The organism is Nocardia spumae (genome assembly GCF_020733635.1).
Taxonomy (GTDB): domain Bacteria; phylum Actinomycetota; class Actinomycetes; order Mycobacteriales; family Mycobacteriaceae; genus Nocardia; species Nocardia spumae.
On record NZ_JAJFZL010000001.1, the window covers coordinates 2,897,606 to 2,922,730 of the forward strand.

Here is a 25,125-nt window from a genome sequence, read left to right on the forward strand (position 1 = left end):
CCGGTGATTTCCGTCGATCCCTTCTCGAGGCCCCCTTGCGGCCGCGCTACTCAGTGTTACTATCTACTAGTACTCATTGATGCTTAGTAGTGACAGGGAGGTGTGGCCCGTGGGCAAGCAGATGACAGAGCTGCTGAAGGGCACGCTGGAGGGCATCGTGCTGGCGATCCTGTCGTTGCGATCCGCATACGGCTACGAGATCACCGCGTGGCTGCGTGAGCAGGGCTTCTCCGATATCGCCGAGGGCACGGTCTACGCCCTGCTCGTCCGGATCGAGAAGCGCGGCCTCGTCGACGTGGAGAAGGTCCCGTCGGAAAAGGGGCCGCCGCGCAAGGTGTATTCGCTCAACACACAGGGTCGGGAATATCTCGACGAGTTCTGGAGGACCTGGAGCTTCCTCTCCGAACGGCTCGAACAGCTCCACGAAGGAGGGAAATGACCATGTCCGACTCGAATATGGCCGCCAAGATCATCTCGACGGTGATCGGTGACATCGGCGAGAAGCGGCGGTGGTGGCAGTACCGGGCGCGGGTCAAAGCGCTTCCCGAGCCCTACCGCGCCGCGATCGAGGCATTCCAGCGATATCTGATGTATTTCGGTGCGGGCGGCGGTGTTTCGATGTTCGATGACCTCGCCGATCTGTTCGAGCAGAGCGCGGCGGACGGGCTCGGGATCCGGCAGGTCGTCGGGGCGGAACCGGTGGAGTTCATCGAGGCATTCGGCCGCAACTACCAGGACGAGTCGTGGATCAGGCGGGAGCGGGATCGGCTGCGCGGCGCCATCGCGCAGGCCGCCGGCGAAGACACCGGACAACAGAACGAGGACGTTCGATGACGACAGCACAAGCGCCGGCCATCCGGGTGCGGGGTCTGGAGAAATCCTACAAGCAGCTGAATGTGCTGCGCGGGGTGGATTTCGACGTTGCGCGCGGCAGCATCTTCGCACTGCTGGGCTCCAACGGAGCAGGAAAGACCACGGTCGTGAAAATCCTCGCGACGCTGCTGAAGGCCGATGCGGGCACGGCCGGTGTCAACGGGTTCGACGTCGCCACCGAGGCGATGCGCGTGCGGGAGTCCATCAGTCTCACCGGGCAATTCGCCGCTGTCGACGAAATCCTCAGCGGGCGTGAGAATCTCGTACTGGTAGCCCGGCTTCGGCATCTGCGGAATCCGGGTGCGGTCGCGGACGATCTGCTCGCGCGTTTCGCCCTGACCGACGCGGCCGCGCGGAAGGTGTCGACGTATTCCGGTGGTATGCGCCGGCGTCTCGATATCGCGATGAGCCTCATCGGGGATCCGCCGGTGGTCTTTCTCGACGAGCCGACGACCGGGCTCGACCCGCAGGCGCGTCTCGAGGTGTGGCGGGCCGTGGCCGAACTCGCCGAGCGCGGTACCACCGTCCTGCTCACGACGCAGTACCTGGAGGAGGCCGAACACCTCGCCGACCGGATCGCCATCCTGCACGAGGGCCGGATCATCGTGAACGGCACCCTGGCCGAACTCGAGCGGCTGCACCCGCCGGCCGAGGTCGAATATGTCGAGAAGAAGCCGACGCTCGAAGACATCTTCTTCGCCATCGTCGGTGACCGTGGCGTCAGCGCGCAGAAGTGAGGATTCCGATGACGAAGCATTTCCTCGGTGACACCGCCGTCCTGCTGGGACGGTCCCTGCGCCACATCACGCGCAGCATGGACACGATCATCACGACCGTGGTCATGCCGATCGCGTTCCTGCTGCTGTTCGTCTACGTGTTCGGCGGCGCGATCAACGCGGGCACCCATTCGTATGTGCAATATCTGCTGCCGGGCATTCTGCTCATCACGGTGGCGTCGGGTATCGCCTACACCGCGTTCCGATTGTTCCAGGACAAGAACAACGGCATCTTCGAGCGGTTCCAGTCCATGCCGATCGCGCGGTCGTCGGTGCTGTGGGCGCACGTGCTGACGTCACTCGTCGCGAATCTGATCTCACTCGTGGTCGTCGTGCTCGTCGCGCTGCTCATGGGATTTCGCTCCGGCGCCGGAGTAGGGGCCTGGCTGGCGATCGCCGGGATCCTGATGTTGTTCACACTGGCGCTGACGTGGATCGCCGTCATCCCGGGTCTCACCGCGAGCACTCCGGACGGCGCGAGCGCGTTCTCCTACCCGCTGATCTTCCTCCCGTTCATCAGCTCGGCCTTCGTGCCCACCGCGACGATGCCCGGCCCGGTGCGCGCCTTCGCCGAACATCAGCCGGTGACCTCGATCGTCAACGCGATCCGAGACCTGTTCACCCAGCAGCCGGTCGGTACCGGGATCTGGATCGCGCTGGGCTGGTGCGCCGGCATCCTGGTCGTCGCCTATATCGCGGCCATGGCCGCATACCGCCGCCGGATCTCCTAGTGTCACACTGGGTTCCGCCCGTGGTCGGCCGACCGCGGCCGCTCGATCGTCTCGGAGGACGCGATGACACGAACTGATTCGATCACCACGGCCGTACTGTCGATCGGGTTGCATCCCAGCGCGGTGGACTACACCCGATATCCGGGTCTCGACGAGGCAACCCTCACCGCGCGGATCGCCGCGGGGAGCGCGGCACTGCGCGCGGCCGGGTTCGAGGTGACCAGCTGCGAGCTTCCCGCGGATCCCGATGCGGCGGAGGCGACGCTGCGCGACCGCGTCGCGGGCCGCGGCTTCCGGGTGGCGATGATCGGCGCGGGCGTCCGCATGGCATCGGAGCACACTCTGCTGTTCGAGCGCCTGATCAACACCCTCACCGAGATCGCCCCCGGGATCCGGTTCTGCTTCAACACCTCTCCGGAAACCACCATCGACGCTCTCCGCCGCTGGGTGCCGGCCCCCGAGGGCTGAAGCGGAGACGTCACCGCTCGTGCGGGCGAACCGGCGAGAACCCTCGGATACCGGCCTTCGGGACAGGGTGGGACGACCAAGGCCGGATTCGGGGACGATGGTGATATTTCCCGATCTTCACCACTCGCGATCGGTGGAGCGGGCGTCGAGGAGGGCGCAAGAGGTATGCGTGGGATCAATCATGTGGTGCTGTACGTATCGGAGTTGCGGCGCAGTCTCGCGTTCTACGAGGACGTGCTCGAATTCCGGCGTCTGCCCGAGAGCTTCCCCGGAGCTGCCTTTCTGCGACACGCGGGATCGGCCAACGATCACGATCTCGGGCTGTTCCAAGCGCGCGGCGGGCCGGCCCCGGTCGCCGGGTCGGTCGGCCTCTACCATGTCGCCTGGGAGGTGGAGACGCTGTCCGAACTCGAGTCGCTGCAGCGGCGCCTGGTGGATGCCGGGGCCCTGACCGGCGCGTCGGATCACGCGTCGACCAAGGCGCTGTACGGACGTGACCCCGACGGTATCGAGTTCGAGGTGTGCTGGCTGGTGCCCGACGAGCATGTGGAGCGGGCATTGGGACCCGGCGCCGCGATGACAGCTCCCCTCGATATCGCGGCCGAGATCGCCCGCTACGGTGCGTCGACTCCCGGTGGCCCGCGTACCGACCCGCAGGTGTGGATGCGAGTCGCGGCGAACCGCGCCGCGCAGCGCTGACTCGGTGGCGCCCCGGCCCTACTGTGCTGGGGCGCAGCCGATTACGGTGCTTCGCGGGATGACAGCGCGGCTGTGGGCGGATAACGGTCGCGATCACACGTCGGCGAAGCGAGCGGCGATGTCGGCCGCCGTCACCTTGGCCAGTTCGACGAGGAACGGAAGTCGTTCCGGGATCATCAGGGTGACGGGCCCGCGCAGGCCCAGGGCGAAGCGGCAGTCTCCCGCCGGGGTGAGGATGGGCAGGCCGATGGTGCGGAAGCCGGGGTCGAGTTCCTCGTCGTTGTAGGCGTAGCCGCGGGCACGGGCGAGGTCCAGTTCGGCACGGAGTTCGGCCGGGCTGGAGACCGATCGGGTGGTGCCCTCGTCGTAGGGGAGGGTGGCGAGGAAATCGCCGGAGGTGTCGGACCAGGCGAGCAGCGCCTTGCCCAAGGCGCTGGCATGCAGGGGTAGGCGTACGCCCATGAGGCGGTGGCCGTCGGTGTCACGCCAGCGGCTGGTGCCGAGCAATACGGCGTGGATGCTGTGGCGAATCGCGACCGAGACATTGGCTCCGGTCGTGGCCGCGAGCTGTTCGAGGCTGGGTTCGGCGAGGTAGATGCGGTGCTGGCGGTAGGCGATCTGGCCGTATTCGGCCAGCGCCCCGCCCATCCGGTAGCGGCTGGAGGTTTCGTCCTTGTCCAGGAATCCGGCCTGCACGAGGGCGGAGAGCAGCCGGTGGGTGGTGCTGACCGCGAGCCCCTGCCGGCGGGCGACTTCCGATACGCCACGATCCTCGCCGTCACGGAAACAGTCGAGGACCGACAGGGCGCGGGCGACGGTCTGCACACCGGAGGCTTCCACGATGGCGACGGTAACACAGGCGATCGGCACACCGACGGCGATCTGTTCCAATATCTGGAAAGTGAGCGCCCTGCGACTTTGGCTCACGGCGCGCGAAAACCTGGACTGCCGAACCTGATTCACCAGTACCGCGCTATTTCCGGCCCGGATACACCCAGTAGGAATGATCCGTCAAGCCTTCCGATCTACGGAAAGCATTACCTCGTACCGAATCCCGTGCGGACCTACTGTCGCTGGGTAGTCGCTCGACTTCGGGCCATGAATTCGGAAGAGGTGCTCCACGATGTTCCGCACGCGCAGGCCACACGGTTGGCGACTGGCGCTCGCGCTCGCTCCCGTCGTCGCGGTGGTGGCGGCATGTGGCTCCGGAGCCGCCACCGACACCGGTCCGGGCAGTGAGCTGGTGCTGAAGGTGGCCGATCCCGGCAATTCGGGCCCGCTGGCGGTGGCCAAGCGGGACGGGATCTTCGACAAGGCCCTGGCCCCACTCGGCGCGAAGGTCGAATGGGTCACCACCACACCGGGTTTCAGCTCCATGCTGAAGCTGTTCAACACCCGCCAGCTCGACGTGTCGGGGGCCGCGTTCAGTCCCGTCGTCGGCGCACTGTCCAAGGATGTGGCGGTACGGATCGTGGCGGTGCAGGATCCGGCGGGCAAGGACCAGAGCGGCATCATCGCCACCAAGGAGTCCGGCATCCACTCGGTGACCGATCTGGTCGGCAAGCGGGTCGCGGTGAATCCGGCGGCGAAGGGTGAGTACATCCTGCTCAAGGCCCTGGCCCAGGCCGGAGTGCCGGCCGGCACCGTGACGCGGGTTCCGTTGCAGCAGAAGGACGCCGCCTCCGCGTTCGCCACCGGAAAGGTCGACGCATGGGCCTCGTTCCTGGTGCCCTATCAGGAGGCCAAGGCCAACGGCGGCGTCGAGATCGCCACCGAGCAGAGCATCGGCTCCAAGGACAACACGGTGGTGGTGTTCCGCACCGAAATCCTGGACAAGCGGCCGGAAGTCGCCGCCAAGTATCTCGAGGTGCTGCAAGGGCTCACCGCCCAGCAGCACGACAATCCGACCGCGTTCGAGAACGTCTTCGAGCAGAGCGGGCCCAGGGCGCTCAGCGGCGCCCGGCTCGCGGATGCGCTGCGGGTCGACGGTGAGGCCACCATCCCGCGGCTGCCGCGCGACTCCGACGCCGCCGACCTCGCCGATGTGGTGAATCTGTTCGCCGACAACGGCGTGATCAGCCGCACCGTCACCGCCGCCGACATCTTCTATGACCTGAGGGCCAAACTCAGCCCCGATCAGCTGGCCGCAGTGCAGAAGGGGCGCTGAGATGACCGCCGTCGTCATTCCGGCCGCCCCGGCCGGTTCGCTCGCACCACCGCGCGGCAGGGTGGACAAGCGCAGGCCCGCATGGCTTTCGGTGCCGCTGCGCATCCTGCTGCCGGTATTGATCGTGGCCGGCTGGTGGATCGGTTCGGCGACCGGTGCGCTGTCACCGGAGGTGCTGGCCGGACCGCCGAAGGTCTGGTCGGCGTTCACCGAACTGCTGCGCAACGGCCAGCTCGCCGACTTCGCGCTCGCCTCGTTCACTCGCGCGGCCTTCGGAGTGCTGCTGGGGGTGACCGCGGGTCTGCTACTCGGTCTCGTGGCCGGATTGTCGAGTCTCGGTGAGGAATTGGTCGATTCCACGATGCAGATCGTGCGCGCGGTCCCGTTCCTGGCGCTGGTGCCGCTGTTCATCGCGTGGTTCGGTATCGACGAGCTGTACAAGGTGCTGCTCATCGCGGTGGCCACCGTCGCGCCGATGTACGCCTACACCTACCTCGGGGTGCGCAATGTGGACCGCAAGGTGGTGGAGGCGGCGCGCGGATTCGGCCTGACCGGGCCCCGGCTGGTGCTCGAGGTGATTGTGCCCTCGGCGCTGCCCGGCATACTCATGGCGCTGCGAGTGTGCCTGTCCATCAGCATCACCGGTCTGATCGCCGCCGAGCAGGTCGGCACCAGCAAGGGCGTCGGATACCTGGTCACCCTCGCACAGGAATACAACCGCACCGACTACATGGTCCTGTGCGTCGTGCTCTACGCGCTGCTGGGCCTGATCTTCGACGGCGTGGTGCGGCTGATCGAACGCTTCGCGATGCCCTGGCGCGGACAGGTCGCGATCCGGTGACCGCCGTGGACGAATCGCGCACCTGCGCACCGGCGGCCGTGCGCATCGAGGGATTGCGAAAAGCGTTCGGCGACAAGGTCGTTCTCGACGGTGTGGACCTGACCGTCCGCCGGGGCGAATTCGTGGTACTGCTCGGTCCCAGCGGCACCGGTAAGACCACCCTGCTACGCCTGCTCACCGGGCTGGAAGCGCCGGATGCGGGGCAGGTGCTGGTGCCGGCCGTCCGCACCACCGTCTACCAGGAGCCACGTCTCATTCCGTCCAAGCGGGTGCTGGCCAATGTGATCGTCGGGCAGCGCCGGGCGAAATCGACGCGCGAAGCGGGCTTACGCGCGCTGGCCGAGGTCGGTCTCGAACCGAAGGCCCGGCAGTGGCCGGCCACCCTCTCCGGTGGTGAGGCCCAGCGTGCGGCGCTGGCCCGCGCTCTGGTCCGGGAACCCGAACTGCTGCTGCTCGACGAGCCTTTCGCGGCCCTGGACGCGCTGACCCGATTGCAGATGCAGGATCTGGTCGGCGACCTGGTGGACCGTCATCGCCCCGCCGTGCTCATGGTCACCCACGACGTGGACGAGGCGGTCCGGCTCGCCGACCGCGTACTCGTCCTGGACCGCGGCCGCTTCGCCGTCGACATCGAGATCGATCTCGCGCACCCCCGGGACCGCACGGATCCCGACGCCCTGCGCTATCGGGCGGGTCTGCTCGCCGAACTCGGCGTCGGGCGCGTCACCGACAACCACCGGACCTCTTGACCTCAGGAGCATTTCATGACCGACACACTCTGGTACACCCGCTGCCCTGTCCCCACCGCCAGTGGACTGGCGCACAGCCTGGGCTGGCTGGGGGATACCGCACAGCGCAACGGCCTGCGGTTCGGAGTTCTCCAGGACGCCGGGCCGGAACTGGCCGCATCCCATTTCGACCACGGGCTGTCCGGGCTGATCCGCGAGGGCGGCAATGTCCCCGCGATCGCCGCGCACGCGCAGGGCTCACCGACCCGGCTGATCGGTCTGACCTGGATCGACGAGGCCCAGGCCATCCTGGTCGGCCCGGATTCCCCGGTGCGCACGCCCGCCCAGCTGGCCGGACTGCGGATCGGTGTTCCGGCCTGGGCCCAGGATCAGGCCCGCAGTTTCCCGCGGGCCATGGCCCTGCACGGCTTCACCAGCGCCCTGCGCCTGGGCGGGCTCACCCTCTCCGACGTCACCGTGGTGGAGTTGGGTGTCGAACGAGACCCCCAGGTGCGCACCGAGATTCAGCAGCGCACTCGGCGGGTGACCTGGGGCGCGGAGGAACTCGTGCGCGGTGAGGTGGATGCCATCTACGTCAAGGGCGCACGCGCCCAGGAGGTCGCCGCACAGCACGGCCTGCGGGTGGCCGTGGACCTCGATGCCACCGAGACGCGGCGGCTGCGCGTGAACAACGGCACCCCGCGCCCGATCACCGTGCACCAGGATCTGCTCGATTCCGCCCCCGAGGTGGTGATCGGCTTCCTCGCGCAGAGTCTGCGTGCCGCCGACTGGGCCGCCGACAACCTCGACGGTGTGCGCACCGTGCTGCAACGCGAAACCCTGTCCGGCCCCGAAGGTGTCGAGGCGGCCTACGGCGCCGACTTCCATCGCGGCCTGCGTCCGACACTGGACGAGGATCGGGTGGAACTGCTGGGCGTGCAGAAACAGTTCCTGTACACCCACGGATTCCTCGCCGCCGACTTCGACCTCGAGTCCTGGGTCGACCCGGAGCCGCTGACACGGGCCCGGGAACTCGTCGCCGCCGGGCGGGCAGCGGCATGACCGCATTCCTGTGGCGGTTGCCCAGTCGCGGCGACGGGCGGCGCGCTCGCCCCGAACTGCGCCACCGCGGGGGCTTCTCGGATCCGGCGCCCATTCCGGCTACGGACATCCGCACTCCGCGCCCGGCCGGACGCGGTCCCACCGATGTGCGGCCCGGCCGCTTCGGGCCCTTCGACGATCTGCATCAGGTGATCGCCGCCGCCGAACTGGCCGGACTCGACGGTGTGCTCGCGCCCTACGATCCGCTCGGTGAGGAATCCTGGATGGTGGCCGGGGGTGCCTTGCGCGCCACCCGCCACAGCCAGGTCGTCGTCGAATTCCAGCCCGCCTTCGGCACTCCCGTGTACGCGGCCAAGATGTCGGCCACCCTGCAGCGGCTGTCGGGCGGGCGGCTGGGATGGCGGCTGGCGGTCGATACCGACGGCGCGGACGCGCGCGCCCGGGGTGACCGGGTGACCGGGGACGATCGCTACACCCGCGCCGCCGAATTCCTCACCGTGGCGCGCCGGGTCTGGAACTCTGAACCGGTACCGGGGGCCGGCTTCCGGGGCACCGGGGTCGAGTTCGCGGGACAGTACTTCGACGTGATCGACGGCGGCTTCCGCGGCGTACTGTCCGGGCTGCCCTTCCCGGACGTGCATCTGTCCGGCACTTCCGCTGCCGCACTGGACCTTTCGGCCCACCACGGTGATGTGCACCTGTTCACCGAAACGCCGGACGGTCCGGCCGCGGCGCTGGCGGCGCTGCGAGCCCGCACCGCCGAGACCGGCCGCACCGTGCGCGCCGGACTCGACGTGCCGATCATCGCCCGCGAGACCGAGGACGAGGCCTGGGCGCGTGCGGAACGGCAGTGGCACGAGGTGCGTCCGGACGGCCCCGGTGCGCGCTCGCTGAGCCTCGGGGACGGGCGCTGGGCCGGATTCGACGTGCTCGGCTATCCGCAGACCATCGGCCTGATCGGCAGTTACGAGCAGGTGGCCCGGCAGCTTCAGGTATATGCCGCTGCCGGATTCGACACCGTCGTGCTGAGCGGTCACCCGCATATCGAAGAGGTGCACCGCGCCGGTGAGCACCTGCTGTTCCTCGCCGATCCGGCCGGACGCACACTGAAGGAGGCCGTGGTATGACCATCGACATCTACTGGCGCATCGGTATGGAGGGTGACCACGCCTCGCTGCGCACCCCGCGCCGCTACAACCGGGGCAACGCCGCCGGGTACGGCCCCGGCAATATCGCCCCCGCTGTCCGGGGCGGAGAACTGGACGGCTACAGCTATATCGACCACGTCGCCGCCGTCGCCAGGGCCAGCGAATCCGCCGGATTCCTGGGCGGGCTGCTGCCCTCGTTCCCGGTCACCGAGGACCCTTGGGCCTTCGCTGCCGCGCTGGCTCGCGAGACCACCACCTACCGGTTCATGGTCGCCTTCCAGCCGGGCTTCCTGCACCCGGTGCAGGCCGCCCGGATGTCGGCGAGCCTGCAGCGCGCCACCGGGGGCCGGCTCGTCTACAACATCATCAGCGGCGGTGGCGGGCCCGCCCAATTGTGGTGGGGCGACAAGGTTTCCCACGACGACCGCTACGCTCGCACCAGCGAATTCCTGGATGTGCTGCGCGGGGTGTGGGATGGCGATCCCTACTCTCACGACGGCCGGTTCTTCGGCACCGACGGCGCCGCGCTGCCACCGGGCCTGGCCGGTCAGCCCTTCCCGGAGGTGTACTTCTCCGGATCCTCGGGCGCCGCGGTGCAGGCCGCCGGCCGGCATGCGGACTACTACCTGTCCTGGCTCGAGCCGTTCGCCGATCTGCGGGCCAAATTCGACGGCGTGCGCGCCCATGCCGACACGATCGGCCGCACACCGAAATTCGCGGTGCGCATCGACATCCTGGCACGGCATACCGAGGAGGCGGCCTGGGACGAGATCCACAAGGGCTGGGCCTTCGTCGACCGCGAGGCCGCCAACCGCGCCGCCCAGGGCGATTCGGTGGGCGCGGCCCGGATCAAGGGCTGGGTGCCCGAAACCATCACCGGTTACCGGGACCTCGAGGTACAGCCCAACGTCTGGTGCGGGTTCAGCCTGATTCGCGGCGGGCCCGCCTTCGGGTTGGTCGGCAGTTACGAACAGGTCGCCCAGCGGCTGGACGAGCTGATCGCCCTCGGCGTCGACGCCTTCATCCTCGCCGGCAACCCACATCTGGAAGAGGCCTATCGAGTCGGGGAGGAAGTGCTGCCGTTGCTCGGCCGCTCCCGGCTGACCGCGCCGGCCGCCGCCCCCGTGCTCACCCACGCCCACTAGGAGAACCATGACCAGCACCGAGATCCGGCTCACCGAGACCGTGACCGACTTCGTCGCCGCCGCCACCCGCGACGCCGAGAAGGCGTTCCGGGTGTTGCGCGAGACGGGTACCGTGACCGGCAACGGAACGGTCAACTTCGTCGAACGGGTGCCCGGCGAGGACATCGCCGTCGCACTGAACGAACCCGGGCCCTGGGCCGACGACCGCAGCGTGCGACCGGTGGTGGCGAGCTTCGACGGAGAAGTGTTGTCCGGCAGCGGATCCGCCGGATTCGTCACCGGCTACGCCCCGGTGTTCCGCGCCCATCCCGAGATCACCTCCGTGGTGCACGTGCACAGCCCCTGGCTGGGCGGCTGGGCGCAGACTCATCGCACCTTCCCGATCCGCTACGCGGCCGTCCAGCGCTTGACCCTGTCCCGGGAGATCCTGCCGCATATCGACCGCAGCATCGGCGCCGGTGCGTTCGTCCTGGACCGGCTGACCCGGGATCCCGACCTGATCGCGATCTTCGAAGCCAACGGCGGCGCGAACGTCATCGGCCGCGCGGGATTGCTGGACCTGGCGAAACTGGTGGTGCTGCTGGAAGAGGGCGCCCAATACCAGGCGATCGCCGAAACCCTCGGCGGCTCGGTCGAATTGGACGCGTCCAATCTGGCCGTGCAGTGGGGTCGCACCGGGCTGGCCGACGAGGCCCGCCGCCGCGGCCTGATCTGAACCCACTCCCGCACAACTCCCGAGGAGCAACCGTGACCGTTCGGGTCGGCTACTTCCCCCACAACAACTCCCTGTTCGTCCTGCGCCACCGCGGCATTCTGGAACGGGTACTGCCCGAGGTGGAATGGGTGGACCTGCGCGCCCTGCCCCAGCCGGAGCGTGCCGATGTGAAATCCACGCTGCCGTCGGTGCATTCGGACTACCTGTTCACCGAGGGCGGCTACGACTTCATCGGCACCGGCTTCACCCCGCCGATCACCGCGCTCGGCAACGACCGCGACATCGTGTACGCCGGCATCTCCGGCCCGCGTATCGAGAACGGCCGCCTGGTTACCAAGGCGGGCAACGGAATCGAGTCGGTGGCCGATCTGAAGGGCAAGCGGATCGGGATCGCGCACGGATCCTGGCAGACGACACTGTTGCTGTTCGCGCTGGAGAAGGCGGGACTGGGCTGGGCCGATGTCGAACCGGTCGACACCGACGTCCACGACGGCGGGGTCCTGCTGCTCGACGGCACCCTGGACGCCTGGGTCGGCGCGTATCCGGGCCTGACCGCGGTCGAAGCCGCCTCCGCGCTGCATACTCTCGTCGACACCGAATCCGTGTTCAGCCATCCGTCCCTGTGGTTCACCCGGCGCGATTTCGCCGAGAACAACCGGCCCGCTCTGGAAGCGATCCTCACCGCCCTGCAGGAATCCGACGCCTGGATCGCCGAGAATCCGCGCGCCGCGGCCCAGTACTTCGTCGACGATATCGTCGCGCGTGGCGGCACCGCCGAGCTCGACGCCTGGGAAGCCGCCCTGCGCGGGCGCCCGTTCGGCATCGGCCCGGTGACCGAGGAATTCCTCGACGAACAGCAGCACGCCGCGGACCTGCTCGCGGCGAACGGACTGCTCCCCAGGACGGTTCGGGTGCGCGACGCGGTCGATCCGGTGATCGGCGCATTCGTCGCCGCGCGGCGGGAACCGGCGGCGACCGGCTGGGCGCGCGGGTCAGTCCCGCGCGGCGGTGATGATCGGCACCAGGTAGGCGCGAGCGAAGGCGGTGAGGTCGCTGTCGGAGTCGAGATCGATGGTGCCCACCGGCTGCAGGATGATCGAGTGCACGATCCGGCAGGCGATCTCGACCCGGTTGCGCAGATCCGGCGCGACCGGTAAATCCCTGTCCCGCAGGGTGTTCCGCAGCAATGTCGTCGCGGATTCGACCGCGAGTACGAACGGCGCCCCGCCGTCGGTGGTGAACTGGGGGAGCAGGCGCTCGGGCTCGAGGGTGAGCATCCGGTCGATCAGCGGGTGCCGGCGCCAGCTGAGCACGACCGTGGTGAATACCGCGACCACGACGTCGTCGATGGTCTCGTGCCGGGACGGGATGTCGTTCAGTTCGTCGAGCAGCTTCTGTACTTCGCGGGCCGTCACCGCGCGGACCAGATCGTCGCGTGAGCCGATGCGCCGGTAGACGGTGACCCTGTCGACGTCCGCCTGCCGGGCGACGTCTTCGATCGTCGTCTTCTTGACCCCCACTCGCTCGAACTGTACGAGGGCGGCATCGAGGATGCGCGCCTCGAGGTCGTCGGTCTTTTCCGTGTCCTTCGAGGTAGTGGCAGTGGGGCGCACACGGCAACAGTAGCAGGCTACGGCAATCATGCAACAAATTCTGATAATTTGTGGCTGCCACATTGCCATACGATTTGTTGCTTTGTTAGCGTCAGGGCATGGCTGATGACCGTGCGACGACGCACACTTGCCACCTCCTCGACGGCGGACCGGGCGTGAGCGCCCCCGCCGCCGACCCGACGATCGGCCTGCGTGCGCTGGGCGTCGCGGTCGATGTGTACCGGAAGGTGTTCACGACACCGTCGCTGTCGCGCTCGAATCCGGTGCGCCACATCGGATTCGACTTGGATGCCGTGGTCGAGTCGGTGCGGCCGGAAGCCGCCGATGTCGTGAGCGTGCACCTGGCGCGCCCCGACGGCGGGCTGTTGCCGTCGTGGCGGCCGGGATCGCATCTGGACGTATTCCTGCCCTCGGGCCGTCAGCGGCAGTATTCGCTGTGCGGCGATCCCGACGACCGGCGCCGCTACCGCATCGCCGTGCGTCGTCTGGCCGGCGGCGACGGCGGGTCGGTCGAGGTGCACACCCTGCGCCGCGGCGATGTGCTGCGTATTCGAGGTCCGCGCAACGCGTTCGCATTCGTCGAGAACGCACCGTCCTATCTGTTCGTGGCCGCCGGTATCGGGATCACGCCGATCCTGCCGATGGCGCGTGCCGCCGGAACCCGCGGACGCCTGGTGTATCTGGGGCGTTCACGAGACAGCATGCCGTTCCTCGACGAACTGCCGGCCGGTGCCGACGTGCGCGCCGACTCCGACGCCGGCACCCCCGATATCCCGGCGATTCTGCGCACCGCGGATCCGGGCGCGGCGGTCTACGTCTGTGGTCCGCCGCCGGTCCTCGAGGCGGCGCGGCGCTGTGCGTTCACGGTGAATCCGACCGGATCGCTGCATACCGAACGGTTTTCGGCGCTGCCGGTGTCCGATGGCCGCGAATTCGAGCTGACGCTCGCCCGCCGCGGCGTCTCGGTGCGCGTCGCCAGTACGGAAACGGCACTGGATGCCATCCGCCGCGTCGAACCCGATGTCGTGTACTCGTGCCGGCAGGGGTTCTGCGGTACCTGCAAGACCCGCGTCCTCGCCGGTGCGGTCGACCATCGAGACCGTGCGCTGCCCGATGCCGAACGCCGCGACCACATGCTGACCTGCGTCTCCCGCTCGCTCGACGGGCCGCTGGTCCTCGATCTCTGACAGTGAAAGGCCGATACGGTCCGATGACCACACGTTTCGCGCGCACTCCCGCCGACGACGAATCCCCGACCTCCGCCGCCCAGGCCGCCGCGCCGGCCACCGAACACCACGCCGTCGTCGTTCTCGGCGCGGGCTTCGGCGGGATCGGCCTGGCGATCAAACTGCGGCAGGCCGGGTTCGAGGATCTGGTGCTGCTGGAACGGGCCTCCGATCTCGGTGGCACCTGGCAGGCCAACACCTATCCGGGCTGCGCCTGCGATGTGCCCTCGCAGCTCTACAGCTATTCGTTCGCTCCGAATCCGGACTGGTCGCGCACCTACGGGCGGCAGCCGGAGATCTTGGAGTACATCCGGGCGGTGGCCACCGAACACGATGTGGTGCGCCATATCCGGCTGAATACCGAACTGCTGGAGGCTCGTTGGGACGAGGAGCAGTCGCTGTGGCGGATCGAGACCTCACGGGGAGCGCTCACCGCGGACTTCTTCATCGCGGCCGCGGGCATCTTCGCCGAGGCGAAGTACCCGTCGCTGCCGGGCCTGGACGGTTTCGAGGGCACGGCCTTCCATTCGCTGCACTGGGACCACGACCACGACCTGTCGGGGCAGCGGGTCGCGGTGATCGGCACCGGGGCCTCCGCCGTGCAGTTCATTCCCGAGATCGCGCCGAAGGTGGCCGCGCTCACGGTATTCCAGCGGTCCGCGCCGTGGATCGTGCCGCGGATGGACCGGCCCACCATCGGCCTGGAACGGGAGCTGCTGCGCCGGGTCCCGCTGGCGCAGAAGCTGGTGCGGGGCACCTGGTACTCGCTGATCGAGGGCTTCGGACTGGTGGGATTCGTCGACAACCGCTTCCGGCATCCCTACGAGCTGCTCGGCCGGTTCCAGTTGCGCCGCCAGATCCGCGATCCGCGGCTGCGAGCGCGCGTGACCCCGGACTACATGATCGGCTGTAAGCGCGCCATCTTCTCCGACGCCTACCTGCCAGCGCTCGATCGCGACAATGTCGAGGTGGTCACCGACGGTGTGGCCGAGGTCGGGCCGCGGTCCATCCGGACCCGCGCGGGGGACGAGATCCCGGTCGACACCATCATCTTCGGCACCGGCTTCGAACCCATCGCCTCGGCCTTCGAACGGATCACCGGCCGCGACGGGGTCACGATCGCGCAGCTACAGCGAGCCCGGCCCCGGACCTATCTGGGTGCGGCCGTCGCCGGGTTCCCGAACTTCTTCTGCACGCTCGGGCCGTTCGGGGCCGCGGGCAACCAGTCGGCGGTATACATGATCGAATCGCAGATCGCCTATATCGTCGACGCCCTGACATCGTGCCGCGAACGCGGTGCGCGCCGGGTGGAAGTGCGAGCCGCCCAGCAGGAGTCGTTCGTGGCGGAGATGAATCAGCGCAGTGCGGCCACGGTCTGGCTCACCGGCGGGTGCCAGAGTTACTACACCACCGCCGAGGGCGGCAACGCCGGGCTCTATCCCGGCTGGAGTTTCGAATACCGCAGACGGACCAGGCATTTCGATGCCGACGCATACGAGGTGAGGGTGTGATGACAGCGCTGTCGATGAACCCGTTCGGCTGGTTCGACCGGAGCACCTACGACGTCGAAGGCAAGGTCGTGCTGATCACCGGCGCCGCGCAGGGTATCGGGCGGGAACTGGCGGCGATCCTGCATCGGCGTGGCGCCCAGGTGATCATCGCCGATATCGACGAATCGGCCGCGCGCGCCGCCGCGGACGAGCTGGGCCCGCGGGCGCACGCCGTCGGCGCCGACGTCGCCGATCGCGCCCGTATGCGGTCGGTGATCGCCGAGACGCTCGACGGGTTCGGCGGTCTCGACGTCGTGGTCGCCAATGCGGGGGTGACGCCGGTGCCGGCCACCCTGCGGACCATGGATCCCGCGGACTTCGACCGGGTGATCGGCATCAACCTCACCGGTGCGTTCAACACCGTCCATCCCGCGCTCGACGCCGTCGTGCGGGCCCGCGGACATGTGGTCGTGGTGTCCTCGTGTGCCGCCTTCGCCCCCGGCATGGGTGGTTCGCCGTACATGACCAGCAAAGCCGGCGTCGAGCAGCTGGGCCGGGCGCTGCGGGTGGAACTCGGTGGTAGTGGGGCGAGCGCGGGTATCGCCTACTTCGGCATCGTCGAGACGGCGATGACCCACGACATGCTCGATGCCGACGATCTGGGCCGGCAGCTGGACGGATTGCTGCCGTGGCCGTTGAACGTGCGCATCACCGCCGCGGAGGCGGCGCGCACCATCGCCGACGGCATCGCCCATCGCGCCGCGCGCACCATCGCCCCGAGCGGCTGGGAACCGTACGCGCTGCTGCGCGGTGCGATCAACGTCGCACTCGACAGCCGGCTGGCGGCCAGCTCCACCGTGCACCGGATCCTGCGCGAGATCGAGCGACGTGGGTGAGCGTGCGGCCGCCGCGCGCACCTAGCCGAGGAACCCGCCGTCGGCGTGGACGACACTGCCGGTGACGGCGGCGGATTCGGGTGAACACAACCAGGCGACGACGCGAGCGACCTCATCGGGTTCGAGAATTCGGTCGAGGAGTTGATGGGTCGCGAAGTCGTCGACCGCGTCGAGGTCGTAGAGCCGCGCGGTCTCGGTGAGCAGGGCGGTGCGGGTGGAGCCGGGAGAAACGGCCGTGGCGGTGACGCCGGTACCGCGCAGATCGTGGGCCAGTCCCTTGATCAGCCCGACCACGGCGTGTTTGGCGGCACTGTACCCCGACAGCTGCCACATGCCGTGATGAGCCGCGGCGGAGGCGATTCCGATGAACCGCCCGGTATGCGGTCCGGGACCGGCGAGCATGGCCGGGATGGCCGCGCGCGCGAGATTCGCCATGCCGTGGACGCCGACGTCGAACATCGGCGCCCAGTCCGCGGTGGTCGTTTCCCACAGTGGCCGCCCGCCCGTCATGACCGCCGCGGCGGCTACCGCGGCATCGAGCCGGCCGAAACGCTCGCGGGCGAGTTCCACTGCCGTGGTGAGGTTTTCCGGGATGCGCACGTCGCCGGGCAGGTCGACGACCGCGCCACGATAGGGGGCGGCCACCGCGGCCAGCTCGTCGCGGGTGCCGAGCCGGTAGCCGAGGGCGGGATCGTCGTGGCAGCGGTCCACGGCCACCACCCGCCAGCCCTCGGTCGCGAGCCGATGCACGGTAGCGGCGCCGATTCCGCGCGCCGCGCCCGTGACAACGGCGACCGGCGGCGCGTCCACTACATACCCCGGGTGAATCCGTCGGGCACGATGACGTCCTCGGGGGACAGGTCGTGGATCGAGGAATGCCCGAGCCCGTAGAGGGCGGAGTCGATGCCCTGCCGCAGCACCTCGAGCACGTTGTGCACGCCGCGATCGCCGGCCGCGGCCATACCCCACAGGTACGGACGTCCGATCATCACGGCCCGGGCGCCGAGTGCGACGGCCTTGACCACGTCGCTGCCGCGGCGCACACCGCCGTCGAGCAGGATCTCGACCTGGCCGCCGACCGCCTGGACCACGCTGGGGAGCATGCGGATCGCGGCCGGGGTGGTGTCGAGGTTGTTGCCGCCGTGGTTGGACACCGAGAGGGCGGTGGCGCCGATATCGACGGCGCGTTTGGCGTCGTCGGGGCGGCCGATCCCCTTGATCAGGAACGGCCCGTCCCACTGTTGCCGCAACCAGGCCAAATCGTCCCAGGTGGGGGGCGGGGTGCCCATCCATTCGCCGTAGGCGCCGAAGAAGGTCGGGCCCTGCTGTCCGCGCGCGACGAGGTTGGGGGTGGTGAGGTCGGGCAGTTTCCCGGAGCGGGCGAATCGCAGCAGCCAGCCGGGCTTGGTCACCACCTGCGGTGCGAACCGTACGGCGGTCTTCACATCGATCTTCTCCGGCAACGGCGGGCTGCCCCAGTCGCGGGCGGTGGCGAACACCCAGTCCAGCGTGACGATGATGCCCTTGGCGCCGGCTTCGCGGGCTCGGTCGAGGCGGGCGACCATGTCGTCTTTGCCGCCGAGCCAATAGATCTGGAAGAAGGTCTTGTCGTTGGCGGCGACGACCTCCTCGATCGGCTTGGAGCCGAACGAGGACAGTCCGAGCGCGGTGCCCGACATGGCGGCGCCGCGCGCGACGCCGACCTCGCCGGCCGGGTCGACCGCCTGCACGCCGGTGGGCGAGCAGATCACCGGCATCGAGATCTCTTGTCCGAGTACGGTTGTGCCGAGTTCGCGGGTGGCGGGCAGATCGGCGATGTGCGGGCGCAGCCCGAGTTCGGTGAAAGCGGCGGCGTTGTCGTCGAGGGTGGCGCCGGCCTCGGACCCGGCCAGCAGTGCCAGGTAGACCGGCTTGGGTACCCGCTTCTTCGCGCGTCGCTGCGCCTCGGCGACCGATTCGAACCAGTCACGTGTGCTTGCCATGAGAGTCCTTGTGCTGAAGGTGATGTCGTCAGGTGAGCCCGGCCAGCGGGCTGGTGTCACAGGCCCGATCGGGTGCCGTCCGGGCGCGGGTCGGTATCCCGAGGGCGACCGTGCGCCGAACCGGTGCCGAGCGTGAGTGGTTCTTGTCCGGCTGCGGGCGCGTCCCGGCGCCGGCCAGCGCCAGTTCGCCATTACCGCGCACACATTCGGGATCGGGTCCGTCGAGAGGGAGGCCGGTGAAGAATTTCGCGGCCATACAGCCGCCTTGGCAGGTGTCGTAGGCCGAACACGAGGTGCAGGCGCCGCCGCTCTGTGGCTGCCGCAGCCGGGCGAACAGATCCGAAGTGCGCCAGACGTCTTCGAATCCGCCGCGGTCGCGGACGTTGCCGGCCAGGAATTCGTCGTGAATCGCGAACGGGCAGGCGTAGACGTCGCCGACCGGGTCGACCAGGCAGACCACGCGTCCGGCGCCGCACAGGTTCAGTCCCGCCAGTGGGGTGGAACCCAGGGCGTTGAGGTGGAAGAACGAATCCCCGGTGAGCACGCCCTCGCCGTGCGCGACGAGCCAGTCGTAGATCTTCAGCTGCTGATCGGTGGTCGGATGCAGATCGTTCCAGACATCGGCGCCCCGACCGGACGGGCGCAGCCGGGTGATGCGCAGCTGGGCGCCGAAACGGTCCGCGATGGCCTTGAATTCGTCGAGCTGGTCGACGTTGTGGCGGGTCATCACGACCGAGATCTTGAAGTTCCGGAATCCGGCGTCGGCCAGGTTCTGCATGGCCCGCATCGCGGTATCGAACGATCCGGCGCCACGCACGGCGTCGTTGACCTCGGCGGTGGCGCCGTCGATGGAGATCTGCACGTCGACGTAGTCGGTGGCGGCCAGCTGCCGCGCTCGTTCGGGGGTCAGCCGAATGCCGTTGGTGGAGAACTTGACTCCGACGTGGTGGGCCACGGCGTAGTCCAGCAACTCCCAGAAGTCGGACCGCACCGTCGGCTCACCGCCGCCGATATTGACGTAGAAGACCTGCATTCGCTCGAGGTCGTCGATGAATGCCTTGCACTCCTCGGTCGACAGCTCGCGCGGATCGCGCCGGCCCGACGACGACAGGCAGTGCTCGCAGGCCAGATTGCAGGCGTAGGTCAGTTCCCAGGTCAGGCAGATCGGCGCGTCGAGGCCGTGTTTGAAATGTTCGACCAGTTTCATCGGTGATCCTGTTCGGCGGGACGGGGCTCGATGGTGCCTGCCTGCAACAGGCCCGCGAGCGCGTGCAGATAGCTACGACGTTCGGCCGCGGAGACCCCCGCGGCCGCCAGTGCGGCGGCCGCGTCGGGTTGTTCGGCCAGCCCCTCCACGACCGCCACCAGCTGCCGTGTCTTCAGAAACGACAGGCGGCGGGTGGTGAAGTCGTAGACCAGCGCCCCGAACGGCTCGGGCCGCAGGGAGATGGAGGGCGCGAGCCGGTAGGAGCCGGCCGGGTCGAACTCGTCAGTAGACACCGCACATGCCATCGATCGACACCTCTTCGACGAGCAGGTCGTCTTCGACCAGTGCCTCCTCGGCGGGGACTACTGTCTGGCTGGTGATGGGTTCGTTCATGATCGCTCCTCCGGATCGGGCGAGGCGGGATGGGTGTGAGGCACAGCATAATGTCACCGGGTGACAAAATGGAAGGGGCGCGCGCCGGAAAAGTTGCCGGCGCGCGCGGACGTGCTGGTCGCAAGCCTTCGACCAGTGCGGTCGAGCTCGAGCGCGCCGCCTTCGAGCTGTTCGAACAGCGCGGATTCGACGACACCACGGTCGAGGACATCGCGGCGGCCGTCGGCGTCAGCAAGCGCACCTTCTTCCGCTACTTCGACTCCAAGAACGACGTGGTGTGGGGCAGCTTCACCGACCAGCTGCACGCGATGCGCGAACTCTTCGACCGCTGCCCGCCGGAGCAGGGGATCGCCGATGCCGTGCGCACCGTCGTGGTCGCCTTCAATCGCTTCGACCCGGCCCAGGTGCCCTGGCATCGCAAGCGGATGGAGCTGATTCTGAAAGTTCCGGCGCTACAGGCGCATTCGACGTTGCGCTATCGAGAGTGGCGCAACGTGGTGGCGGAGTTCGTCGCCGGCCGGATGGGAGTGGACACCCGCGATCTGCTGCCGCAGGTGGCGGGGTACTGCGCCCTCGGCGTCGCCGTGGCCGGATACGAACACTGGCTCGGCCATCCCGACGAGGAGCTGACCGACGTCCTCGACCGCGCCCTGCGTGGCTGGAGCTCGGGATTCGGCGGCTGACCGGGGCGCCGTCAGTCGGCGCGTGCCGGGCTGAGCCCGAGCAGGCCCACCGCGAAATCGGCGTATTGCGTGGCGATCTGCTCGGGTGAGAGCGGGCCGTCGAGCCGGAACCATTGCGGCAGTGCGGTGCACATCGTGGCGATCGCCCGCCCGGCGACGTGCGCGCCGTCGTGTGGCAGGCCCGCCTCGCCGAGCGCGGCCGCGATCACGTCGTCGAGCAGGTATTGGAGTTCGTTGCGCGATGCGGCGATTCGCTGCCGGTTCGCGGAGGTCAGGCTGCGCATCTCGCTGGCGCCGATGAAGGCCAGCTCCCGGCGATGGGTGTGGTACAGCGCCAGTGCCTCGACGGTGTGGATCAGTCGGAGCATGGCCGTCGTGCCCTGTGCGCCGGCGGCGCGGACGCGACGATGCAATTCGTCCATCGTCAGGTCCAGTGCGCGCACGAGCAGTTCCTGTTTGTCGTGGTAGTGGTGGTAGACGCCCGGCACGCTCATCCCCGCCCGATCGGCGATCGAGCGCATGGTGGCGCCGTGATATCCGGTCTCCACGAACGACTCGATGGCCGCGGCGAGTACGGGATCCAGTGACAGCGGAGGGAATTCCCGCCAATCGGCCGCCGGGAGCTGCCGGAGGCCCCCCTCGCTCGTGGGCCGGGATCGCGGTGGTCGTTCGCGCGGTGGTTCCCCGATGAGCCAGGGGACGGTCGTACCCAGTTCCGCGGCCAGGGCGCGCAGCCGCGGTACCGACACCCCCGTCCGGCCGTTCTCGACGGCGCTGAGGGTGGCCGGGCTGACGCCGATGCGGCGGGCGGTCTCGCGCAGGGAGAGCCCGGCGGCCTTCCGCGCCTGCTCGAGCCGGGTGCCGACATCGTGTGCCGCGCGGTTCGGACGATCCATGGTGTTCAGAATAACTGAACAAGAATCGGTCTGACGATGCCGCGTTGACAAGGGTAAATGTATCGTGGCACTGTCTTCTGCAGTCGTGAGCCGAGTGAACGTTCGGCCGCTGTGGTGAGGAGTGCGTGTGACGATCGAGTTGTCGTATTCGCCCGAGGTTCAAGCTCTGGTCGAGCGCACCCGGGAGTTCGTGCGTGCCACCGTGCTGCCGGTGGAGGACGCGCACCGTGGCGATATCGCCGCCGCGGGTGGTGACGCGGTGCGGGCGGAATTGCAGCGTGCGGCACGAGACGCGGGCGTGTTCGCGCCGCATGCGCCGATCGAATACGGCGGGCACGGGCTGGGCATGGCCGACCGGGCGCCGGTGTTCGAGGAGGCCGGGTACTCGCTGTTCGGTCCCCTCGCCGTGAACATCGCGGCCCCGGACGAGGGCAATGTGCACATGCTCGCCCACATCGCCGATCCGGAGCAGAAGCAGCGGTTCCTGGAACCGCTCGCCCGCGGTGATGTGCGTTCGGCGTTCGCGATGACCGAACCGGCGCCCGGTGCGGGGTCGGATCCCTCGGCGCTGACCACGCGGGCCGAGCGCGCCGAGGGCGGCTGGCGGATCAACGGCCACAAGTGGTTCATCACCGGCGCCGACGGTGCAGGCTTCTTCATCATCATGGCGCGGACCTCGGGTGAGCCCGGTCAGCGGGGCGGCGCCACGATGTTCCTGGCGCCCGCGGACACCCCCGGGATCCGGGTGCAGCGCCATATCGGCACCCTCGACAAATCGATGATCGGCGGACACTGCGAGGTGTTCTTCGACGATGTGCTGGTGCCGGATTCCGCGGTGCTGGGCGCTGTCGATCGCGGATTCGAATACGCGCAGGTGCGACTGGGGCCGGCCCGGATGACACATGTGATGCGCTGGCTGGGCGCCGCGCGCCGCGGGCACGATGTCGCGGTGGCGCACGTGGCCGAGCGTGAGGGCTTCGGCTCGCGGCTGGGTGACCTCGGCATGATCCAGAAGATGATCGCCGACAACGAGATCGATATCGCGGCCACCCGAGCGCTGCTGACCCGCGCGTGCTGGGAACTCGATCGCGGCGAGCATGCCGCCGATGCCACCTCCATCGCGAAAACCTTTGCCGCCGAGGCGATCTTCCGGATCGTGGACCGCAGTGTGCAGATGTGCGGTGGCCTCGGCGTCTCCGAGGATCTGCCGCTGGCGCGCTTGTCGCGAGAGGTGCGCCCGTTCCGGATCTACGACGGGCCGTCCGAGGTGCATCGGTGGGCGATCGCCAAGCGTGTGGTCGGCGCGGCACGTCGCGCCGCACGGGAGGCGTGATGAGCCTGCCGGGGATGGATGTCGCCGCGCTGCGACGGTTTCTGGTCGAGCAGGGTGTCGAGGTGCGCGGTGAGCTGCGGGTCGAACTCATCAGTGGCGGTCGGTCCAATCTCACCTTCGCCGCCTCCGACGAAGTGTCGCGCTGGGTGGTGCGCCGACCGCCGGTCGCCGGACTCACGCCGTCGGCGCACGATATGAACCGCGAGTACACCGTGACCCGGGCCTTGCGGGAATCCGCTGTGCCGGTGGCGAAGACCGTCGCCTTCGATGCCGAGGGGAGTGCGCTCGGCGCGCCCACCACCGTTGTCGAATTCGTCGACGGCGCGGTCGTCCGCGATCAGGACGACCTCGCGGCCTTCACCGACGGCCAGATCGGCGCCTGCGTGACCGGACTGGTGCGGGTGCTGGCCGATCTGCACGCGGTGGACGCCGAGAGCGTCGGGCTGGGCGGCTTCGGGCGCCCGGCCGGATTCGTGACCCGGCAGGTGAATCTGTGGGCGTCGCAATGGGATCGGGTCAAGACCCGGGAACTGGCCGATGTCGCCACGCTGCGCACCGCCCTGGCCGAGGCGCTGCCACCCGAGGCGCCGGGCGCGATCGTGCACGGTGATTTCCGGATCGACAACACGATCGTCGATCCGGCGGATCCGGCCGACATTCGCGCCGTCGTCGACTGGGAGCTGGCCACACTGGGCGATCCGCTCACCGATGTCGCGTTGATGTGCGTCTATCGGTCCCCGGTGTTCGACCTGGTTCTCGGCGCGAAGGCCGCCTGGACCAGCGACCGGCTGCCGCCGCCGGACGCCCTCGCGCAGATCTATGCCGCCGCGTCCGGCCGGGAGCTGGACCACTGGGGCTTCTACCTCGCCCTGGCCAATTTCAAACTCGGAGTGATCGGCGAGGGCATCACCCACCGCGCGCTGCGCGGGTCCGACGCCGGATCGGCCGCCGAGAAGGCGGCCGAGGCGACACCGGAGTTCATGGCGGCCGGATTGCGCGCACTGAAAGGAGACTGGAGTTGACCGAGGTGACGAGGACCGCCCTGATCACGGGGGCATCGCGTGGAATCGGCCTGGGAGTCGCGGAACGCCTGGCCCGCCAGGGATATGCGCTGACCATCACGGCCCGCGACGCCGAACGGCTGACCTCGGTCGGGGACCGGTTGCGCGAAGCCGGCGCCGTCGATGTCGCGGCGGTGGCGGCGGATATGTCGGATACCGACGGAGTGGCCGGTGTACTCGCCGAACACGAGGGTCGCTTCGGAGCGATGTCGGCGCTGATCCTCAATGCCGGTGTGGGCTATGCCGAACCGGTCGCCGATGCGGTGATGCGCCGCTTCGACAAGACCATGGCCGTGAATCTGCGGGCGCCACTGCAACTCATCCAGGGCGCGCTACCACTGCTGCGCACCGCCGCGGCGGCCGAGCCCGCTCGCGGCGCGAAGGTGATCGCCCTGTCCTCGATCACCGGGGTGTACGCCGAGGCGGGTCTGTCGGTGTACGGTGCGGCCAAAGCCGCCCTCGTCTCCCTGATCGCGACGCTCAACGCCGAGGAGTCGGGCAACGGCGTGGCCGCCACGACGATCGCGCCCGGCTATGTCGACACCGATATGAGTGCCTGGATCCACGACCGCATCCCGCCCGAGCAGATGCTCGCGGTCGACGATGTCGTCGAGATGGTGGACTCGCTGCTGCGATTGTCCGCTCGCGCCGTGGTCTCGAATATCGTGATGTCGCGCGCGGGTACCGACGGCTACCGCGCCTGATCCGCGCCGCGGCGGAGCTGCGGCGAGGGCGACGGGCCGGTGACACTGCTTCACCGCGCACAGATCGCCCGGGCGGTCGGGGGCGCGATCACGTGCCTGCTGTTGTCCGCCGAGGGATGTTTTCCCCGCTGAACACGGAGCGGCTGGTGTGCCGGTGGAACCCCTGCGCCACCGAGGCGCTGCGCGGGTGGATGCTGATTCCGCTCGCGATACCGGTCATGGCCGTCGCATTCCTCTGCGCGGCAACGATGTCGGCCGTCTCGACGGGTGGATAGTCGCCGGAGGTCC

The 25,125-nt window shown here is 68.8% G+C and carries 28 protein-coding genes and 1 pseudogene; 21 read left to right on the forward strand and 8 right to left on the reverse strand.

Annotated features, from left to right (window positions below; all coding sequences use genetic code 11):
• Positions 1-109 precede the first annotated feature (109 nt).
• The 6 genes from LKD76_RS12820 (at position 110) to LKD76_RS12845 (ending at position 3,547) form a co-directional block, all read left to right on the forward strand.
• Positions 110-439, forward strand: a complete 330-nt coding sequence (locus LKD76_RS12820) for a PadR family transcriptional regulator (RefSeq protein ID WP_308188525.1) — start codon at positions 110-112, stop codon at positions 437-439.
• The gene (locus tag LKD76_RS12825) at positions 436-834 is read left to right on the forward strand and encodes a DUF1048 domain-containing protein (RefSeq protein WP_227981384.1); all 399 of its coding nucleotides are present in this window, start codon (positions 436-438) and stop codon (positions 832-834) included. Before LKD76_RS12820 ends, LKD76_RS12825 begins: the two co-directional genes overlap by 4 nt.
• Complete coding sequence (locus LKD76_RS12830; RefSeq protein ID WP_227981386.1) at positions 831-1,610, forward strand: ABC transporter ATP-binding protein; 780 nt, start codon at positions 831-833, stop codon at positions 1,608-1,610. Before LKD76_RS12825 ends, LKD76_RS12830 begins: the two co-directional genes overlap by 4 nt.
• 8 nt (positions 1,611-1,618) lie before the next feature.
• Positions 1,619-2,380, forward strand: coding sequence for an ABC transporter permease (locus tag LKD76_RS12835; RefSeq protein ID WP_227981388.1), 762 nt, complete (start codon positions 1,619-1,621; stop codon positions 2,378-2,380).
• A gap of 63 nt (positions 2,381-2,443) precedes the next feature.
• Positions 2,444-2,848, forward strand: coding sequence for a hypothetical protein (locus LKD76_RS12840; protein WP_227981390.1), 405 nt, complete (start codon positions 2,444-2,446; stop codon positions 2,846-2,848).
• Between the two features lie 165 nt (positions 2,849-3,013).
• Positions 3,014-3,547 carry a VOC family protein gene (locus tag LKD76_RS12845; RefSeq protein WP_227981392.1) on the forward strand — a complete coding sequence of 178 codons (534 nt, stop codon included), beginning with the start codon at positions 3,014-3,016 and terminating at the stop codon, positions 3,545-3,547.
• A 93-nt stretch (positions 3,548-3,640) separates the two neighbouring features.
• On the opposite strand, the gene LKD76_RS12850 is transcribed toward LKD76_RS12845, so the two are convergent.
• Positions 3,641-4,387 (reverse strand): IclR family transcriptional regulator, encoded by a 747-nt coding sequence (locus LKD76_RS12850; protein WP_227985232.1) that lies wholly within the window; start codon positions 4,385-4,387, stop codon positions 3,641-3,643.
• A 283-nt stretch (positions 4,388-4,670) separates the two neighbouring features.
• Here LKD76_RS12850 and LKD76_RS12855 point away from each other — a divergent pair, with 283 nt between their 5' ends.
• From LKD76_RS12855 to LKD76_RS12890, 8 genes and pseudogenes are all read left to right on the forward strand, one after another.
• Positions 4,671-5,714, forward strand: coding sequence for an NrtA/SsuA/CpmA family ABC transporter substrate-binding protein (locus LKD76_RS12855; RefSeq protein WP_227981394.1), 1,044 nt, complete (start codon positions 4,671-4,673; stop codon positions 5,712-5,714).
• A 1-nt stretch (position 5,715) separates the two neighbouring features.
• Positions 5,716-6,555, forward strand: a complete 840-nt coding sequence (locus tag LKD76_RS12860; protein ID WP_227981396.1) for an ABC transporter permease — start codon at positions 5,716-5,718, stop codon at positions 6,553-6,555.
• Positions 6,552-7,304 carry an ABC transporter ATP-binding protein gene (locus LKD76_RS12865; protein ID WP_227981398.1) on the forward strand — a complete coding sequence of 251 codons (753 nt, stop codon included), beginning with the start codon at positions 6,552-6,554 and terminating at the stop codon, positions 7,302-7,304. The genes LKD76_RS12860 and LKD76_RS12865 overlap by 4 nt, the downstream gene beginning before the upstream one ends.
• Before the next feature lie 15 nt (positions 7,305-7,319).
• Positions 7,320-8,345, forward strand: coding sequence for an ABC transporter substrate-binding protein (locus LKD76_RS12870; protein WP_227981399.1), 1,026 nt, complete (start codon positions 7,320-7,322; stop codon positions 8,343-8,345).
• Complete coding sequence (locus LKD76_RS12875; protein WP_227981401.1) at positions 8,342-9,472, forward strand: LLM class flavin-dependent oxidoreductase; 1,131 nt, start codon at positions 8,342-8,344, stop codon at positions 9,470-9,472. The genes LKD76_RS12870 and LKD76_RS12875 overlap by 4 nt, the downstream gene beginning before the upstream one ends.
• On the forward strand, positions 9,469-10,638 hold the full coding sequence (locus LKD76_RS12880) for an LLM class flavin-dependent oxidoreductase (protein WP_227981405.1): 1,170 nt from the start codon (positions 9,469-9,471) through the stop codon (positions 10,636-10,638). Before LKD76_RS12875 ends, LKD76_RS12880 begins: the two co-directional genes overlap by 4 nt.
• A 7-nt stretch (positions 10,639-10,645) precedes the next feature.
• Positions 10,646-11,353: a class II aldolase/adducin family protein gene (locus LKD76_RS12885; protein ID WP_227981406.1), complete on the forward strand. Its 708-nt coding sequence runs from the start codon at positions 10,646-10,648 to the stop codon at positions 11,351-11,353.
• A 32-nt stretch (positions 11,354-11,385) separates the two neighbouring features.
• Positions 11,386-12,315, forward strand: a pseudogene (locus tag LKD76_RS12890) (ABC transporter substrate-binding protein); the annotation flags it as partial.
• Between the two features lie 30 nt (positions 12,316-12,345).
• On the opposite strand, the gene LKD76_RS12895 reads toward LKD76_RS12890, so the two are convergent.
• Positions 12,346-12,966 (reverse strand): TetR/AcrR family transcriptional regulator, encoded by a 621-nt coding sequence (locus LKD76_RS12895; RefSeq protein WP_227981407.1) that lies wholly within the window; start codon positions 12,964-12,966, stop codon positions 12,346-12,348.
• A 98-nt stretch (positions 12,967-13,064) separates the two neighbouring features.
• Here LKD76_RS12895 and LKD76_RS12900 point away from each other — a divergent pair, with 98 nt between their 5' ends.
• Genes LKD76_RS12900 through LKD76_RS12910 form a run of 3 tightly spaced genes read left to right on the forward strand, consistent with a single transcriptional unit; the run spans position 13,065 to position 16,578 of the window.
• Positions 13,065-14,153, forward strand: a complete 1,089-nt coding sequence (locus LKD76_RS12900) for a PDR/VanB family oxidoreductase (RefSeq protein WP_227981408.1) — start codon at positions 13,065-13,067, stop codon at positions 14,151-14,153.
• A 23-nt stretch (positions 14,154-14,176) separates the two neighbouring features.
• Complete coding sequence (locus tag LKD76_RS12905; RefSeq protein WP_227981409.1) at positions 14,177-15,703, forward strand: flavin-containing monooxygenase; 1,527 nt, start codon at positions 14,177-14,179, stop codon at positions 15,701-15,703.
• The gene (locus tag LKD76_RS12910) at positions 15,703-16,578 is read left to right on the forward strand and encodes an SDR family oxidoreductase (RefSeq protein ID WP_227981411.1); all 876 of its coding nucleotides are present in this window, start codon (positions 15,703-15,705) and stop codon (positions 16,576-16,578) included. Before LKD76_RS12905 ends, LKD76_RS12910 begins: the two co-directional genes overlap by 1 nt.
• Before the next feature lie 21 nt (positions 16,579-16,599).
• Here LKD76_RS12910 and LKD76_RS12915 read toward each other — a convergent pair whose 3' ends face one another.
• From LKD76_RS12915 to mftA, 5 genes are read right to left on the reverse strand one after another with little or no spacing between them, the layout of a single operon-like run.
• Entirely contained in the window at positions 16,600-17,388 is a 789-nt protein-coding gene (locus LKD76_RS12915; RefSeq protein WP_227981412.1) for a mycofactocin-coupled SDR family oxidoreductase, read from the reverse strand.
• The gene (gene mftD, locus LKD76_RS12920; protein ID WP_227981413.1) at positions 17,388-18,560 is read right to left on the reverse strand and encodes a pre-mycofactocin synthase MftD; all 1,173 of its coding nucleotides are present in this window, start codon (positions 18,558-18,560) and stop codon (positions 17,388-17,390) included. Before mftD ends, LKD76_RS12915 begins: the two co-directional genes overlap by 1 nt.
• Positions 18,561-18,588: 28 nt before the next feature.
• The gene (gene mftC, locus LKD76_RS12925; RefSeq protein WP_227981415.1) at positions 18,589-19,767 is read right to left on the reverse strand and encodes a mycofactocin radical SAM maturase; all 1,179 of its coding nucleotides are present in this window, start codon (positions 19,765-19,767) and stop codon (positions 18,589-18,591) included.
• Positions 19,764-20,060: a mycofactocin biosynthesis chaperone MftB gene (mftB, locus tag LKD76_RS12930; RefSeq protein WP_227981417.1), complete on the reverse strand. Its 297-nt coding sequence runs from the start codon at positions 20,058-20,060 to the stop codon at positions 19,764-19,766. The genes mftC and mftB overlap by 4 nt, the downstream gene beginning before the upstream one ends.
• Positions 20,050-20,160, reverse strand: coding sequence for a mycofactocin precursor MftA (gene mftA, locus LKD76_RS12935; RefSeq protein ID WP_227981419.1), 111 nt, complete (start codon positions 20,158-20,160; stop codon positions 20,050-20,052). The genes mftB and mftA overlap by 11 nt, the downstream gene beginning before the upstream one ends.
• 68 nt (positions 20,161-20,228) lie before the next feature.
• Between mftA and mftR the strand changes: the two genes are divergently transcribed.
• Positions 20,229-20,843 carry a mycofactocin system transcriptional regulator MftR gene (gene mftR / locus LKD76_RS12940; RefSeq protein WP_227981420.1) on the forward strand — a complete coding sequence of 205 codons (615 nt, stop codon included), beginning with the start codon at positions 20,229-20,231 and terminating at the stop codon, positions 20,841-20,843.
• Between the two features lie 11 nt (positions 20,844-20,854).
• Here the strand turns inward: mftR and LKD76_RS12945 are convergent, their stop codons facing one another.
• Positions 20,855-21,739, reverse strand: a complete 885-nt coding sequence (locus tag LKD76_RS12945; protein ID WP_227981421.1) for a TetR-type transcription factor C-terminal domain-containing protein — start codon at positions 21,737-21,739, stop codon at positions 20,855-20,857.
• A gap of 127 nt (positions 21,740-21,866) precedes the next feature.
• Here LKD76_RS12945 and LKD76_RS12950 point away from each other — a divergent pair, with 127 nt between their 5' ends.
• Genes LKD76_RS12950 through LKD76_RS12960 form a run of 3 tightly spaced genes read left to right on the forward strand, consistent with a single transcriptional unit; the run spans position 21,867 to position 24,837 of the window.
• Positions 21,867-23,072: an acyl-CoA dehydrogenase family protein gene (locus LKD76_RS12950; RefSeq protein WP_227981422.1), complete on the forward strand. Its 1,206-nt coding sequence runs from the start codon at positions 21,867-21,869 to the stop codon at positions 23,070-23,072.
• The gene (locus tag LKD76_RS12955; protein ID WP_227981423.1) at positions 23,072-24,094 is read left to right on the forward strand and encodes a phosphotransferase family protein; all 1,023 of its coding nucleotides are present in this window, start codon (positions 23,072-23,074) and stop codon (positions 24,092-24,094) included. The genes LKD76_RS12950 and LKD76_RS12955 overlap by 1 nt, the downstream gene beginning before the upstream one ends.
• Before the next feature lie 5 nt (positions 24,095-24,099).
• The gene (locus LKD76_RS12960; RefSeq protein ID WP_227985233.1) at positions 24,100-24,837 is read left to right on the forward strand and encodes an SDR family NAD(P)-dependent oxidoreductase; all 738 of its coding nucleotides are present in this window, start codon (positions 24,100-24,102) and stop codon (positions 24,835-24,837) included.
• The last annotated feature ends 288 nt before the right edge of the window (positions 24,838-25,125 follow it).